This is a genomic window from Parvularcula sp. LCG005, from assembly GCF_032930845.1.
Taxonomy (GTDB): domain Bacteria; phylum Pseudomonadota; class Alphaproteobacteria; order Caulobacterales; family Parvularculaceae; genus Parvularcula.
This window is the reverse complement of record NZ_CP136758.1, coordinates 1,284,637-1,299,054: the sequence shown is the minus strand read 5'-3', so window position 1 is coordinate 1,299,054 and position 14,418 is coordinate 1,284,637. Positions and strand designations below refer to the sequence as shown.

The following is a 14,418-nucleotide window of genomic DNA, read 5'->3' as shown; positions in this document are numbered from 1 at the left end:
ATGGTCGAACCCGTACAAAAAACTGTGGTTTCGTTGCGCTTCTCTGGCGTCAAGCTGAACAGAGAAAAAGTCATCGCGCTTTTCCCTGGTCACGAAAATCTTGCTCCACCTCTTGTGGACGGGAGATCCCCTGTAAGACCCAGCCTTCATCGCAGACTAGAAGCTGTTAGCCCCGGAAATCTGGATCATCAAATCTCTATGCTTATCGACGATTCTGTGGAGGATGAGACACTTTGGCGAGAAGCAACGTCAGGACTGAAGGTTGACGTGTTTTGTGGTCTTTTCCTGGATGATAGCAATGAAGGGATCTCCATCAGTCCAAAGACTATGGAAAAGCTAGCAAAGCGCAGCATCCAGCTTTCATTGGATATCTATGGCCCTATTGTGCCGGATGGATTGCTTGAAGGAGCCAAATAATGTTCAAATCCCTCCTCATTGCCAATCGCGGCGAGATCGCCGTCCGTGTCGCGAAGACCGCCAAACGCATGGGCCTACGGACGATTGCCGTCTATTCCGATATCGATATCGGCGCGCGCCACACCCTCGCCTGTGACGAGGCTGTGGCCCTGGGCGGGGCGACGGCGGCCGAAAGCTATCTCGTCCAGTCCAAGATTATCGACGCCGCAAAGCGAACCGGCGCGGAAGCCATCCACCCCGGTTATGGCTTCCTGTCAGAGAACGCAGAATTCGCTGAAGCGGTCGAAGCCGCGGGCCTGATCTTCGTCGGCCCGACGGCGGAGACGATCCGCGCCATGGGCTCCAAATCCGCCGCAAAGGATATGATGGAGCGCGCAGGCGTACCGATCACCCCCGGCTATCAGGGTGATGATCAGAGTGCGGAAGCCTTCAGCGCCGCAGCGGAGAAGATTGGATATCCGGTCCTCCTCAAGGCCAGTGCCGGTGGCGGCGGCAAGGGCATGCGCCTCGTCCGAGAACAGCGGGAAATGGCCGACGCTCTGGCAGCTGCCAAACGCGAAGCCAAATCGGCTTTCGGCGATGATTTCTTCCTGATGGAGAAATACATCGAAACCGCTCGCCACGTTGAAGTTCAGATCTTTGGCGATGGTCGCGGCGACGTCGTCCACGTGTTCGAGCGGGACTGCTCGCTCCAGCGCCGTCACCAAAAGGTGATTGAAGAAGCGCCCGCACCAAACCTGCCTGCGTCTGTCCGCAAGCGTCTGCTCGATGCCGGTGTGAATGCTGGCAAGGCGGTCGACTATCGCGGGGCCGGGACCGTCGAGTTTCTGTATGATGGCGCAGACGATTTCTACTTCATGGAGATGAACACCCGGCTGCAGGTGGAACACCCGGTATCGGAAATGATCTCCGGCCTCGACTTCGTGGAATGGCAATTGCGCATCGCCGCCGATGAAGGCCTGCCCGCCGCGCAGAACGACATTACCGAGAACGGGCACGCCTTCGAAGCTCGGATTTACGCTGAGAATCCGTATAATGATTTTTCCCCGTCAACGGGCTTTCTCGACAGCGTTCATTTGCCCCACCATGTGGCGCGCGTTGATCATGGTGTCGAAGAGGGACAGGAGGTCAGTCCCTATTACGACCCGATGATCGCCAAAATTATCACCCATGCAGGCTCCCGCGGCGCCGCCTTGGGGCAGATGCGCCAGGCCCTTCTGGCCACCCGCATCGCTGGGCTCGAGACGAATACGCGCTTCCTGCATGACCTCGCGGCCGCAGACGACTTTATCCGTGAGAAGGTCAATACACGGTTTATTGAAGATCACGCTCAATTGCTGAGCGGCCCCGGCACCGTGCCGGACATGGCCATGATAGCAGCAGCGATTGCACAGCAGCCGGCGTTTTTCGCGGATCCCACCAAGGGCTTCCGTCTGAATGCCCCGTCCAAGCTGGTGCTTTGGCTTGAAGGCAATGGCACTACCGACCTCTGTCGTTTTGAATATCGCAGTGGCGATTGGACAATGAGCGTGGAGCCGGGCGCCACGGCCGCCAATCGGCGGGAGGGGCAGCAGAACGGCGCGGCCCGATCTGTGACATTCCAGATTCTGCAACAATCCGACGATATGCTCCGCTTGCGGATGGGTGATAGAGACCGGACAGCGCATGTTGCCAAGGGAGATGCCGGGGTCCGGGTCTGGATCGACGCTGATCATTGGGACATCGCCCACCCCAACCCGCTGGTCCCGGCCGCGGACCAGGGCGCCTCTGCGGGGTCGCTAACCGCGCCGATGCCGGGGCTCATCACCCTGCTTGTCGCGGAAGAAGGCGCGAGCGTGGCCGCTGGCGACGCCCTCCTCGTCATGGAAGCGATGAAGATGGAGCATACCATCCGTGCACCGGCCGACGGCGTTGTAAAAGCGTTCCGCTTTGCTGTCGGCGATCAGGTCAAGGAAGGTGATTTTCTGGTCGAGCTGTCCACTGAGGATGAGTAGAGCACTGCCGAAAACGCTTTCGGCTTACTGTCAAACAGCGGCGCACCGATCTTGAGCGCGCGTTCACGCAGGCCGGCTTTTTCGCCCTCGATAAAACCTGAGATCGCGGTCTTCATTCCCGCCGCCGCGAGGACCTCTTCAAGGACAATCAGATCCTGATGGTGGCCTAATAGTCGCGACACTTCTGCAAGGCTGTGGCGCCGCGTATCGGTGATAACGGGCATCCGTTCCTGCATCAGGCGACAATGGCAGCGGTGATATTTGACCATACGCCGCCAATCATGGAGGTCCTCATCGGTTCCCGTACGGATTGCCTTGCGCAGACGCCGCCGCGCCATTCGGTAGGTCTGGCGGAGTCCGTCCAAAAGAGTGTAATGGGTATCCGGCGTGACCGACCAGTTCCCGATGCCCCCGACCACTGTCTGGATCGACGCCCGTGCGGACGCCATGGCGTCCGCTATAGCTTTATCGCTCAGGTCGATGCGTTGCCCCACCACCGCCTCATGAAGCTCGACACAAGTCTTTGTCGTGAGGAGACCGTTGAGAAGGGGGTAAAGCCGGGCCAGCACCTCGATCGCTGCGCCAGCATCCCTTAGCGGGCTGAGCGCGCGGCTGGCCCCCTGCAGGCGAGCATCCACCTCGTCAAAGTCGACGAGCGAGCCTTCCACAAGATGGATCAGGGCACGAACTTTTTTGAGCCGCCGGCGGGCGAGATACGCCTTCCGGTCGTCTGAGCGGGAGGGATGATCAAGATCGGCCAGCACCTTACTGAGCTGCCGCCTCGCAAGTTTTTTGACCGGCAACGACACCGGGCCATCCACCGGCGGCAATAGAAACGCCATGCCTCCCCCTCTCCGGCCTATTCGACCGTTGAGAAGCGGTAGCTTGTCGTGGAGGTGAAAACCTCACCGGGCCGAAGAATAGTCGACGGGAAGCCCGGCTCATTCGGACTGTTGGGGAAGTGCTGGGTCTCAAGGCAAATGCCTGTGCGTTTCGTGAAAGACAGTGCACCCCGTCTCAGGCTGCCATCGAGCCAATTGCCCGTATAGATCTGGAGCCCAGGTTCGGTTGTCCAGGTTTCCATGCGCCGACCCGATTTGGGGTCCGTCAGCACCGCGGCGAGAGCAAGCGCCCCGTCTTCCTTGTTCAGGACCCAGTTGTGGTCATACCCGTTGCCGCGAACAATTTCTTCGTGATCTGCATCGACACGATCGCCTACGGCCGTCGCCGTTCGGAAATCGAACGGTGTGTCGTCCACCGCCAGATAGTTTCCGGTGGGGATAAGATCATCCCCGAGCGCGAGAATGGCGTCGGCATTGACCGTGAGCAGATGATCGAGGACATCACCCTTTCCGCCATTCAGGTTGAAATAGGCGTGCTGCGTCAGATTGATCGGCGTGGCTGCATCGGTCGTGGCCTGGTAGTCGATATTCAGAGCATTCTCGTCAGTCAGCGTATAGGTCACCGATACCTCTAGATTGCCGGGAAACCCTTGCTCTCCTGCAGGACTGAGACGTGAAAATGTCACCGACGGCCCCGCATCGGTCATGGCAGTTTCGCTCTGCCACATCATCTGATTGTAGCCGTCAGGACCGCTGTGCAGCGTGTTGCCACCGCCATTCTCAGGCAACTGATATGTTATCCCGTCGAGTGTGAATTGAGCCCCGCCAATGCGCCCTGCATATCGCCCAGCAACAGCACCGAAATAGGACGCACCCGCCTCATATCCTGCCAGATCGTCCACATTCAGATTGACATTGGCCAGTTGACCACCCCGGTCCGGTACCATGATGGAGATGATCGTAGCCCCGTAATCGGTGGCTGAAACACTCAGACCATTGGCGTTGGTGAGGGTGATGAGCGTCGTTTCCTGACCCGACGCAGTGGTGCCGAAAGACTCCGCGGCTATCGAGCCATTGCCCTGCTCTTGTGTGGCAGCGTCCTCGACCTTGTCGTTGTCGGCCGACGGCTCACCACCACAGGCCGTCAGGCCCATAAGGGCGCTCGCAATCATCAATGTCCGATAGAAGGTCATAGGCACCGTCCCTGTTTGCTTATCTTTGTTGTGATAGTTGACGACCTTCATAGCGGGTTTGACGTGCGTCCGCAGCCCCGTCCGCTATCAACGCTATTGAGAGAGTTCAGCCGCGCAGGCTTCGACCGGCATGGGCCGCAAACCTTCGGTCTCTCCCGGCTCTGCTATCAGGTTCAGTTCACGCGCGACAATCAGGGCCACGCCGCACGCCCCGAGAAATGAAAAGTGCGTGTTGTCTTCGACCCCTTCCGGGAATCGTACATGGCTAGGGTCCGGTGGCAGCCACAGGAAGTCGGCCTTGGTTTCGTCCCGCCCGATGGTCTCAAAATAGCTGAGCGAGAGTTGCGCCAGGTCGATGTAGCGCGCGCCGGCCTCCCCCGCTGCGCGCTCGGCATTCACTCGGTACAGGCCGTGGGTCTCCACCATGGCCGGTCCTTCCCACAGCCGCCGGGCCGCTGATGACAGAATGATGGGTCGCCCCCCGCGCGCCTGAACCTCTGTCGCAAAGGCGACCAAATTCTCACGAAAGGCGCCGTCCGCGGCGGCATACCGCTCTGGCGCATCGTCACGCTGATCGTTGTGACCAAAGCTGATGAGGACGGTATCACCCTCCTGCACCTCATTGAGGAGTGCCGCCCAACGGCCCTCGTCGCGATAACTTTTCGTGCTTCTTCCATTGGCGGCCAGGTTGAGGATCTCGGTCCCCTCAGGCGCGAAATATCGTAGTGCCTGGCCCCACCCTGTCTGCGGTGCCCTCTCCGGCGCATAGTCAGCAGCCGTTGAGTCTCCCGCGATGATGATTCGCGCCGGTGGCGCGACGCTTGGCTCCATCGGCGACAGGATTGCACCGGCCGCTAGGGCGATTGAGGTGAACAGCATCAGAATCTCCGTGCTCGAGGTCGTTTCGAGCCTAGCCTACGACGTTCGCAGCCGCGTTCCAATTCGGCACTTCTTTGCCCCGGGCAGTTAGACTCACCAACGCCCACAGGCCCTCGCTGCGGCCTGGCGTGAAATCAGAACTGATCTTCGTTCGCCACCGCAACCATCTGGCCACCGTCGGCGACGTTGAGCCAGTGATAATGCCGAACGGTGACGCGTGCCGATGCGCGGCGTTTCTCCTCGACCGCCACCGCCAGCATCGCGCCGCCTTCCAGGTCGCGGTGACGCACATGGTAGGCGCCCACCTCGCCGGTTGTGAGGATCCCCTGGACCATCGCATGGTCAGGATAAATGTCCGTCGCAAAACGCTTTGGGTCGGTCAGGAACCCTGTCCCGGCACATTTCAGCGCGGCCTCTTTTGCGGTCCACACACGCTGAAAATAAGCAAGAGGATCCGTCGTCTCCTGCAAAGTGTTTTGCTCCGCAGGCGTCATGATCTGTGCGGCGATGTCCGTGATCAGGGTCGCGTCAGATTGACGTTCAACATCGATCCCGACGGCCAAGCGTTCAGCATACGCCACCGCGATATACTCAGGACAATGAGAGATACTGATCTGGCCTGGAAGATCCATCAGGAAGGGGCGTCCATTATCGTCCGTCTGGATCAACACATTGGGCGCAGACGTCCCACAAATGTCACCGACCATCGTTTTCAAAAGGACACGCGCGGCGAGAAACTGATGACGGGCGGCCTCAACGCGATAGGTCGCGTAGCGTTCCTGTTCTTTGCGCGTCAGCCACACCAACGGGTCTGGCAGGGGGGGCTGGCCCTGTGATGATGGCAAGATGCCCAGCGTGATGTCGGCGCTTACAGACATGCACGAGCCCTTTTGCCTGTGACGACCGGTCCGCCCACAATCATGCGGCACCGAAACACGAAAAACAATAAAGCGGTGGGAAATGGTACCGCCTCTTGGTCTCGAACCAAGGACCTCCGGTTCCACAAACCGGCGCTCTAACCAACTGAGCTAAGGCGGCACTATAGGGCGACGATGTCGCTAAGGGGTCTGCATATGCACCAGACTGAACGGCCGGGCAACAGGGAAATTGTCAATTTTCTTCCCTGTCGCCCGGTGATGGATGGTGTCCACGCCAAGGCGCTTTTAAGCCGTTTCAGGGCGTGACGAGGTAGCCTGGCGTTGTGGCGGCAAGCGCCTTTTCGTCGTCCGACATATCCGTTGCGATCGCTTCGAATAGCGGTGTCGACAGGTACCGTTCGCCCGTATCGGGCAACATGCACAGGATGTTTGAGCCCTTGGGCGCTTTTTCGGCCACTTTCATCGCTATGGCAAAAGTCGACCCGCCGGAAATGCCGGTAAGAATCCCTTCTTTGGCCGCAAGGGCGTGAGCCCACTTCATGCCATCTGGGCCCGTGACGGGAATTAATTCGTCGAACAGCTTTTCGCGGCGGGCCTCTTCCAACACCAGCGGAATGAAGTCCGGGCTCCATCCCTGAATAGGATGCGGCTGCCAGGCGTCATGGCTTTTGGCCGGACCGCCATCGGCTTCGCGCGGCTGTTCGTGACCGCTTGCCAACATCTGTGCCTGTTCAGGCTCTGACAAAATGATCTTGGTATCGGGACTTTCCCGGCGCAGTACGCGCGCCACGCCCGTGACCGTGCCGCCAGTGCCAAAACCGGTCACCCAATAATCGAGTTTTGAATCGGCGAAATCACCAATAATTTCGCGGCCGGTTGTGGTCTCGTGAATGTCGGGGTTCGCCGTATTTTCGAACTGCCGCGCATAGAACCAGCCATTTTTCTCGGCCAGTTCCTGCGCCTTTTTATACATCCCAAGGCCCTTGTCGGCCTTTGGTGTCAGCACGACCTTGGCGCCGAGATAGCGCATCAGTTTCCGGCGCTCGATGGAGAAGGTCTCGACCATCGTGATCACGAGCGGATAGCCCTTGGCGGCGCAAACCATGGCCAATCCAATGCCCGTGTTCCCCGAAGTGGCCTCAACCACTGTCTGACCGGGTTTGAGTTTCCCCGACCGCTCAGCATCTTCGATAATTGCCAAGGCCAACCGATCTTTGACCGATGAAGCCGGATTAAAATATTCGGCTTTCACGAACAGGTTTACGCCCTCAGGCGCAAGGCGGTTGATGCGGATGACCGGGGTGTTACCAACAGTGTCGAGCACGCTGTCATAGCGTTGGCCGCGTCCTGTGGTCGTTCGAATTTCGCTCATGGCTTCTCCTTTATCTCGCCAAAGCAGGCGAGCAAGACTGATCGGGATATGGCGCGTTGCCCTGCAATCTCAATGATCGCAGGGCAAGGTCCTGATCAGTTGACGGAGTAGCCCAGCCGCTGAACTTCAGCTTTCAGATTTTGGATCCGGGTATCGGTCGCAGGGTGCGTAGAGGCAAATTCCGGCGGGCGGCCAGAATTCGCCGTGGCTGCAGCCATGCCCTGCCAGAAATTGATGGCTTCACGCGGATCATATCCCGCAGCGGCCATGTACCTCACGCCGCCACTGTCGGCCTCGAGCTCATGGGTCCGTGAATAGGGAAGAATGGCGCCGTACATTGCGCCGATCCCCAAAATCTGCACCCACTGACCGGCGGTTTGCTGGCACGCTTCTGCCTCGGCGCGGGTTTCGGCACCCGAGCACTGGCTTGCCCCGACGACCTGCGCTCCAAGGAGGCCCACCTGTGCAATCGTGGCCTGGCTCTGGCGCTCAGCGCTATGATTGTAGTTCACATGAGCGACTTCATGGCCAACGACCGCCGCGAGCTGCGCGTCGTTTTTCATGATATCCATGATGCCGGTATAGACGCCAATTTTGCCGCCCGGCAGCGCGAAGGCGTTCAGCTCCTTGCTGTCAAAGACGACATATTCCCACTCGGCGGGATTGCCGCCGGCCGCCGTGATGATCTTGGGCGCTACGCGGTTCAGCCGCGATGTGTAGCGCGTATCCCGAGAGATTTTTTCCTGCTGTTTCAGGTCGTTCCAGGCTGATGCTGCCGCCTGCGTCAGCTGGGCACCCCCGGCAAACAGGAGCTGGCTGCGTCCCAGTTCATCGTTATAGGCACAGCTGGCCAAGCCAGCGACGGTGGACAGCGCGAAGAGCCCTACGGCGGCGCGGCGAGTGACGGCGTTACGAAACGATAGCATGAGGGGCAGCTCTCCCGAGGTTTAGTTAACAGTTTCTCGCGCAAATCGGGTGTCGCTGCAATGGCCCGCAGCCCCTGTCCGGTGCACATCCCCGTATCAACGCAGAAGGGTCCGGCTGCGTTCCCTGACCTAATCCTTTGACGGTGTCGGGCGACGATACTGCGCCATCTGCCCGCCATCGACGAAGATGGTCTGGCCGGTGATGAAGGATGCATCGGGCTGGCACAGGAAATAGACGGCAGCGGCGGCCTCCTCGGGCTCGCCCCGCCGCGCCAGCGGCGTTGAATCGATCACATCCTGCCGCATCTCCCGACTTGTCAGTTCGACATCATCGATTTCCGACTTGATCGCCGAAACGCCGACCGCATTGGCCCTGGCGCCATAGGGAGAAAGCGTCAGCGCCACCGCCTTGGTCAGCTGCATGATCGCGCCTTGCGTGGCGGCGAACAGCGCATGATCGGCAGACGCCGTCACAGCCTCGTTGGAGATGACATTGACAATGGCGGATGATTTGGCGGTATCGACCCCGCCGTCTGATGTCGCGCCGCTTTGCTTGATGATTTCCTTGGCCACCGCGCGATTGAGAAGAAATGTCGAGCGGACATTCAGGTCGAAGACTTTGTCATAGTCTTCTTCAGTCGACTCCATCAGGGGTGATGGGTGAAAGAAAGTCGAGCAATTCGCCAGAACATGAATGGCACCGTAGGTGTCCAGCGCCTCGGCCACCACATTGTGCACACTGATTTTCTTGTGAAGATGCGCTTCAATAAACGTCGCAGTGCCGCCGGCGCCGTTGATTTCGTCGCGCAGGGCCTTGCCGCGATCAGAATCGCGGTCCGCAAGGACCAGTTTCGACTTTCCCCGGGCGAAGCGCAAAGCCGCCGCCCGTCCAATGCCTGTAGCGGCCCCCGTGACCAGGATGACACGTCCAACCATAAATACCCCAACCCGTCTTCATCCCGTCGGATGAAATATAAAAGCCCCGGATCGTGCCGGGGCTTTTCTTCTTTGTACAATCAATGTCAGTTTTCAGATTTGCGGTCCGTCGTCAACGCCGCCATCTCATCCTTGATTGCTAGCTTTCGTCGCTTCAAATAATGGACTTTAATGTCGTCCGCATACGGTCTCTGTATTTCTTGGGCAATAAGAGCATCGAGGTCCTTGTGACGTTGTCCGAGGCTATTCAAACGGGCTTCGATTGTCATGGGACTCTCCTTTTCGTGTTGAAGACCCCTATATCTGAACACCGATCTATTGCCGAAGTCATCAGAAAAATGGTTAATTCGCTGCTAAATTCTGGTGTTCCGGTCTGTCGCCCAATATCATATGGCGTTACACGTCGAGGGAACTAAATGACTGAAAAAACACCAAAAAAGACCGAACGTGTGATCGTCGGCGTATCGGGTGCGTCCGGTGCATTATATGCGCTATCGTTAATGAAGCAATTGGCACAGCTGCAAATCGAAACGCATCTTGTCGTGTCGAAATCAGCGCGCCTGACGCTCGCCTATGAACATGGTCAGGACGCCCGGTTCGGCCCTGCAGATCATGAGTATAGCGCAACGGATGTGGGGGCGCCGATCGCATCGGGGTCGTTCAAGACCCGCGGCATGATCGTTGCTCCGTGCTCGATCAAAACCATGTCGGAGATTGCAACAGGTGTCACATCGACACTCCTGACACGCGCGGCCGATGTCTGCCTGAAGGAACGTCGCCCACTCGTCCTGATGGTGCGCGAGACACCGTTTCATCTGGGCCACCTTCGCACCATGACGGCCCTTGCCGAAATGGGCGCCATCATCGCGCCGCCCCTGCCCGCCTTCTACGCCGAGCCGTCGACGGTCGAGGATATGGTCGACCAGTCGGTCGCGCGCTGCCTAGACCTGATCGGTCTCGACAGTCCGCTGACACGGCGCTGGGGGGAAGATCTTGAGAAAGGGCGACGCCCGTGACCAGCTCGGAAATGACGGGAATCAAGCTGGAAGGCGCGGCAGAGGATTTCTGGAATTGGTCGATCGACGTCTACGAGCGTGAAGGCGTGAAAGCCCCGCTGCTCCTGCTCCAGGACCGCTACGGCTATAACGTCAACAATGTCCTCTGGACGATGTGGAGCGCCCTTCGGGGCTACAGTCTCAGCAATGACGACGTGCATGATATTCTGGAAAGCGTCGCGGACATGCAGGCTCATACTGTGCGGCAATTGCGGGAGATCCGGCGCTTTTTGACTGTCCCGAAGGCGGGGTTCCGGACAGAGGAACTGCATGGCTTGCGCCGCCGCGTTCTGATGGTCGAGCTTGAGGGAGAGAAGCTGGTCCAATCCCGGCTGGCCGGTTTCACCGCCGACCGCAGCGGCACAAGCGAAAATGGAAACGTTGCGGAAACCGCCCGGCGTTATTTTGGCGTTTGTGCCGATCGCCTTGAAAATCCGATCATCTTAGCCGATGACCTCGGCGACGAAGCACCCCAAAGACTGTTCGATATGATTTGGGACATCGCCAGCATGGAGAAAAATGCGTGACCGACGACGACAAGCCTAAAAAACCGACGCTTGTCAGCATTGATGGCGATGCAGGGAAATCCGGTCAGGCTGACCACGGCAATGCCCCTAATGCCAAGAAACAGCAGATGGAAGGTGCCAATGACGAGGCCCTCCGCCACAAATTGGCGCGCATGGAACAGGAGCATCGTGACCTCGACCACGCCATCGACACGCTGGAAGAGCGCATGCCCTATGATCGCCTCACGATTCAGCGCCTGAAGAAAAAGAAACTCGCCCTGAAGGACGAAATCACCAAACTTCACGATGAGTTGCTACCGGATATTATTGCATGACACGCCTGTTGGCCGCCTTCGCCCTTTTTCTCTGCCTGACCACACCCTCAATGGCTCAGGAAGAAGACGTACCGGCGGTCACCTATGCGCGAATCCAGACCAGCATGGGCAATATAGATATCGCCCTTTTTCGCGAAGAGGCACCGGTTACCACCGCCAACTTCCTGCAATACGCGACCGATGGCCATTATGACCGGACCATCTTTCACCGGGTCGTGACCGACACACTTATCCAGGGCGGCGGATATTCCGCCCGTCTGTACGAACGCGCCACGCGGGATCCGATCGTCAGTGAAGCGGCCAATGGTCTGAAGAATACCCGCGGCACGCTCGCCATGGCTCGGTATGAGGAGCCGGACAGCGCGACGTCGCAGTTCTTTATCAATATCAAGGACAATCCGTTTCTCGACCGCAGCGGCGATACCTACAAGAAGGACGCGGGATACGCCGTGTTCGGCGAGGTTGTCGGGGGCATGGACGTTGTCGACGCAATCGGCAGTGTCGCCACGGGCGCCAAGGACGGCGCCATCTATCTGGCCGCCGAGGTGCCGGTGGAGCCGATCATCATCAAGCGCGTTGATCCGATCGATGAGGACGAGGTCCAGCGCGACTGACAGGAAGGGCCACCATGCTGCCTCTCGACAAGAATTTTGGCGACCCGGTGACCTTCACCATCGATGGACAGCAGCGGCAGTTCGATATTGATGACCCGGTTCTGCCGGACTGGCTCGATGACACGGCCCTCCAATCGGGCGGCTATCCCTACGACAACAAGATCAAGAAGAAGATTTACGCCAAGGAGCTCGAAAAGCTCCAGGTGGAGCTTGTGAAGGTACAGTATTGGCTGGCCGACACGGGAAACCGTGTTGTCTGTCTTTACGAAGGCCGCGACGCTGCCGGCAAAGGCGGATCAATTTCGGCTGTGCGCGACTACATGGCCGCCCGGCGCGTGCGCACAGTGGCGCTGGACAAGCCCACCGACCGCGAGCGGACTCAATGGTACTTCCAGCGCTATGCTGCGCATCTGCCGTCGGCAGGCGAAATGGTTCTCTTTGACCGGTCCTGGTACAACCGCGCGGGCGTTGAGCCGGTCATGGGGTTCTGCACCGAAGAGCAGTGCGAGGCTTTTCTCGACGAGGCACCCCAATTCGAGGCGGCGCTGGTCCGGGACGGCATTATACTGGTGAAGTTCTGGCTGGCCATCGGCCAGACAATGCAGATGAAGCAGTTTCATCAGCGTCGGCACGATCCCCTGAAAATCTGGAAACTCTCGCCCATGGATATTGCGGCGCTTGAAAAATTTGACGCCTATACGGAGGCCCGCGATCGCATGCTTGCCCGGACCCATACGGCAAAGGCCCCCTGGACCGTTGTTCGCATGAACGACAAGCGGCGCGGACGGCTGAACATGATCCGGCATTTGCTGTCCCGCCTGGATTATCCAGACAAGGATCCTGAGGTCGCGTGTGCGCCGGATGACCGTATCGTCATGCCGGCCCCGGACTTCGACGGCGACCGATCCCTAGCCGACCAGAAAGAGCGCCGCGAGGCCAAGGAAAGCAAAGAAGCCCGTGATATCCGTCACGGTGGTGACGAAAACGGCTGAAGAAACCGCCGGGTCAGCGCCAAACCGGTCGAGCGTCAACGGAATCAGAATGCCCGAGAGCCCCGCCGCCAGCATGGTGATAATCATGGCTGCAGCCAGAACGCAGCCGAGGATGACGCCCTCACCCGGTCCGCCACCGCCCAATGTCTGATACCAGAACCCGGCCGTCACCCCGAGCAGCACGGCAAACGCCACGCCGTTGATGAACGACACCGCCGTCTCCCGGCCCACAACGCGCAGCGCGTTGGCGGGCGTCAGATCGCGCGTGGCAAGGTTGCGCACTGCCACCGTCAGGGTCTGCGTGCCCGCATTCCCGCCCATGGACGCAACGATCGGCATCAGCACGGCAAGTGCCACGACCTGCGCGATTGTCGCATCAAAGAAGCTGATGACGAACGACGCCAAAATCGCCGTACCCAGATTGATGCACAGCCACACAAAGCGGGAGCGTGCAATTTTTGGGACCGACAGCGATGTGCCGTGCTCGTCCTGCGCAACACCGGCCAGGGCGAGCATGTCTTCCCCGGTTTCATCGCGCACGACTTCCACCACATCGTCCACCGTGATCATGCCGACAAGGCGATCGCCCGCATCGACCACGGGGGCGGAGATCAGGTTATATTTCTCGAAAAGATAGGCGACTTCTTCCTGGTCCTGATCGACCCTGACCCGGAAGATATCATCCACCATCAGATCAACGATTTTCAGGTCGCGCGGCGCTTTCAGGAAGCGGGACAAGGCCACACTGCCGATCACCTTAAATGCGGGATCGACGACGAACACTTCATAGAACAGGTCTGGCAATTCCTCGGCCGACCGCAACCGGTCGATGATCTGGCCAACGGTCCAGAAGGACGGTGCAGCGAACACCTCCCGCTGCATCATCCGGCCGGCACTGTCCTCGGGGAAGTCGAGGGCGGCCTGCAACGCCAGACGGTCGGCGACCGGCATCTCGGCAAGGACCTCCGCCCGATCCTCATCGGACATGTCGCCGATGACGAAGGCAGCCTCATCGGTATCCAGCTCGGCAATGGCCTCTGCCAGCTGCTCCGTCGGCATCGAGCCGATAACGGAATCGCGAACGTCATAGACGAGTTCGGCCAGCGTCTCCGCGCTGAAATTCTCGCCCAGCATCTGGACGAGCTGCCCTCGGGAATCGTCGGGCAGCTGTTCGATCAGGTCGGCAAGGTCAGCCGGCCTAAGGTCCGCACAAAGACGACGGACTTCTGACTCATCGCCATTGTTGATTTCTTCGTCTACCGACCAAATGAAGTCAGCGTTCAGCTGCATGCGGTCGTCGAAGGCAAGATTTTCGTCGTCCTGAAGAGCCTCGTTCTCCGATTGCTCAACCCTCTCGGCCGCCAGCTCATCAGAAAGCGGTGCCTCGTTCGGGTCGAGCGGGGAGGGCTGGGCCATAGACGACTCCTCTCGTCAGGTCAGAATTTTGGGAACGTCAAATCATCGCACATGCTGAAAAAT

16 protein-coding genes and 1 tRNA gene are annotated in these 14,418 nt (G+C 59.1%); 7 read left to right on the top strand and 10 right to left on the bottom strand.

The genetic code is table 11. The annotated features are described in order from the left end of the window. The gene (locus RUI03_RS06065; RefSeq protein ID WP_317289388.1) at positions 1-417 is read left to right on the top strand and encodes a hypothetical protein; all 417 of its coding nucleotides are present in this window, start codon (positions 1-3) and stop codon (positions 415-417) included. Further along, on the top strand, positions 417-2,411 hold the full coding sequence (locus RUI03_RS06060; protein ID WP_317289387.1) for an acetyl/propionyl/methylcrotonyl-CoA carboxylase subunit alpha: 1,995 nt from the start codon (positions 417-419) through the stop codon (positions 2,409-2,411). Before RUI03_RS06065 ends, RUI03_RS06060 begins: the two co-directional genes overlap by 1 nt. Here the strand turns inward: RUI03_RS06060 and RUI03_RS06055 are convergent. The 9 genes from RUI03_RS06055 to RUI03_RS06015 form a co-directional block, all read right to left on the bottom strand. Further along, a complete protein-coding gene (locus RUI03_RS06055; RefSeq protein ID WP_317289386.1) occupies positions 2,360-3,253 on the bottom strand; it encodes a CHAD domain-containing protein in 894 nt (297 codons plus the stop codon). The genes RUI03_RS06060 and RUI03_RS06055 overlap by 52 nt on opposite strands. A gap of 17 nt (positions 3,254-3,270) precedes the next feature. Further along, complete coding sequence (locus RUI03_RS06050) at positions 3,271-4,446, bottom strand: aldose epimerase family protein (RefSeq protein ID WP_317289385.1); 1,176 nt, start codon at positions 4,444-4,446, stop codon at positions 3,271-3,273. A 93-nt stretch (positions 4,447-4,539) separates the two neighbouring features. Next, on the bottom strand, positions 4,540-5,325 hold the full coding sequence (locus RUI03_RS06045; RefSeq protein WP_317289384.1) for a rhamnogalacturonan acetylesterase: 786 nt from the start codon (positions 5,323-5,325) through the stop codon (positions 4,540-4,542). Positions 5,326-5,459: 134 nt separating this feature from the next. Continuing rightward, positions 5,460-6,203 (bottom strand): 4'-phosphopantetheinyl transferase family protein, encoded by a 744-nt coding sequence (locus tag RUI03_RS06040; protein WP_317289383.1) that lies wholly within the window; start codon positions 6,201-6,203, stop codon positions 5,460-5,462. Between the two features lie 83 nt (positions 6,204-6,286). After that, positions 6,287-6,363: transfer RNA gene (locus tag RUI03_RS06035), tRNA-His, on the bottom strand. Positions 6,364-6,498: 135 nt separating this feature from the next. Then, positions 6,499-7,575, bottom strand: a complete 1,077-nt coding sequence (gene cysK, locus RUI03_RS06030) for a cysteine synthase A (RefSeq protein WP_317289382.1) — start codon at positions 7,573-7,575, stop codon at positions 6,499-6,501. A gap of 95 nt (positions 7,576-7,670) precedes the next feature. After that, positions 7,671-8,501 (bottom strand): M48 family metallopeptidase, encoded by an 831-nt coding sequence (locus tag RUI03_RS06025; RefSeq protein WP_317289381.1) that lies wholly within the window; start codon positions 8,499-8,501, stop codon positions 7,671-7,673. A gap of 129 nt (positions 8,502-8,630) precedes the next feature. Further along, a complete protein-coding gene (locus RUI03_RS06020) occupies positions 8,631-9,437 on the bottom strand; it encodes an SDR family NAD(P)-dependent oxidoreductase (protein WP_317289380.1) in 807 nt (268 codons plus the stop codon). Between the two features lie 86 nt (positions 9,438-9,523). Beyond that, complete coding sequence (locus RUI03_RS06015) at positions 9,524-9,706, bottom strand: YdcH family protein (RefSeq protein WP_317289379.1); 183 nt, start codon at positions 9,704-9,706, stop codon at positions 9,524-9,526. A 147-nt stretch (positions 9,707-9,853) separates the two neighbouring features. On the opposite strand from RUI03_RS06015, the gene RUI03_RS06010 reads away from it, so the two are divergent. The 5 genes from RUI03_RS06010 to ppk2 are packed head-to-tail and all read left to right on the top strand — an operon-like array spanning position 9,854 to position 12,939. Next, the gene (locus RUI03_RS06010; protein WP_317289378.1) at positions 9,854-10,453 is read left to right on the top strand and encodes a UbiX family flavin prenyltransferase; all 600 of its coding nucleotides are present in this window, start codon (positions 9,854-9,856) and stop codon (positions 10,451-10,453) included. Further along, positions 10,450-11,019 (top strand): TIGR02444 family protein, encoded by a 570-nt coding sequence (locus tag RUI03_RS06005; protein WP_317289377.1) that lies wholly within the window; start codon positions 10,450-10,452, stop codon positions 11,017-11,019. Before RUI03_RS06010 ends, RUI03_RS06005 begins: the two co-directional genes overlap by 4 nt. Continuing rightward, a complete protein-coding gene (locus RUI03_RS06000; protein WP_317289376.1) occupies positions 11,016-11,333 on the top strand; it encodes a YdcH family protein in 318 nt (105 codons plus the stop codon). Before RUI03_RS06005 ends, RUI03_RS06000 begins: the two co-directional genes overlap by 4 nt. A gap of 50 nt (positions 11,334-11,383) precedes the next feature. Beyond that, positions 11,384-11,947 (top strand): peptidylprolyl isomerase, encoded by a 564-nt coding sequence (locus tag RUI03_RS05995; protein ID WP_410795921.1) that lies wholly within the window; start codon positions 11,384-11,386, stop codon positions 11,945-11,947. 14 nt (positions 11,948-11,961) lie between these two features. Further along, positions 11,962-12,939: a polyphosphate kinase 2 gene (gene ppk2, locus RUI03_RS05990; protein WP_317289374.1), complete on the top strand. Its 978-nt coding sequence runs from the start codon at positions 11,962-11,964 to the stop codon at positions 12,937-12,939. On the opposite strand, the gene mgtE is transcribed toward ppk2, so the two are convergent. Then, positions 12,856-14,355 (bottom strand): magnesium transporter, encoded by a 1,500-nt coding sequence (gene mgtE, locus RUI03_RS05985; protein ID WP_317289373.1) that lies wholly within the window; start codon positions 14,353-14,355, stop codon positions 12,856-12,858. The genes ppk2 and mgtE overlap by 84 nt on opposite strands. Positions 14,356-14,418: the final 63 nt, after the last annotated feature.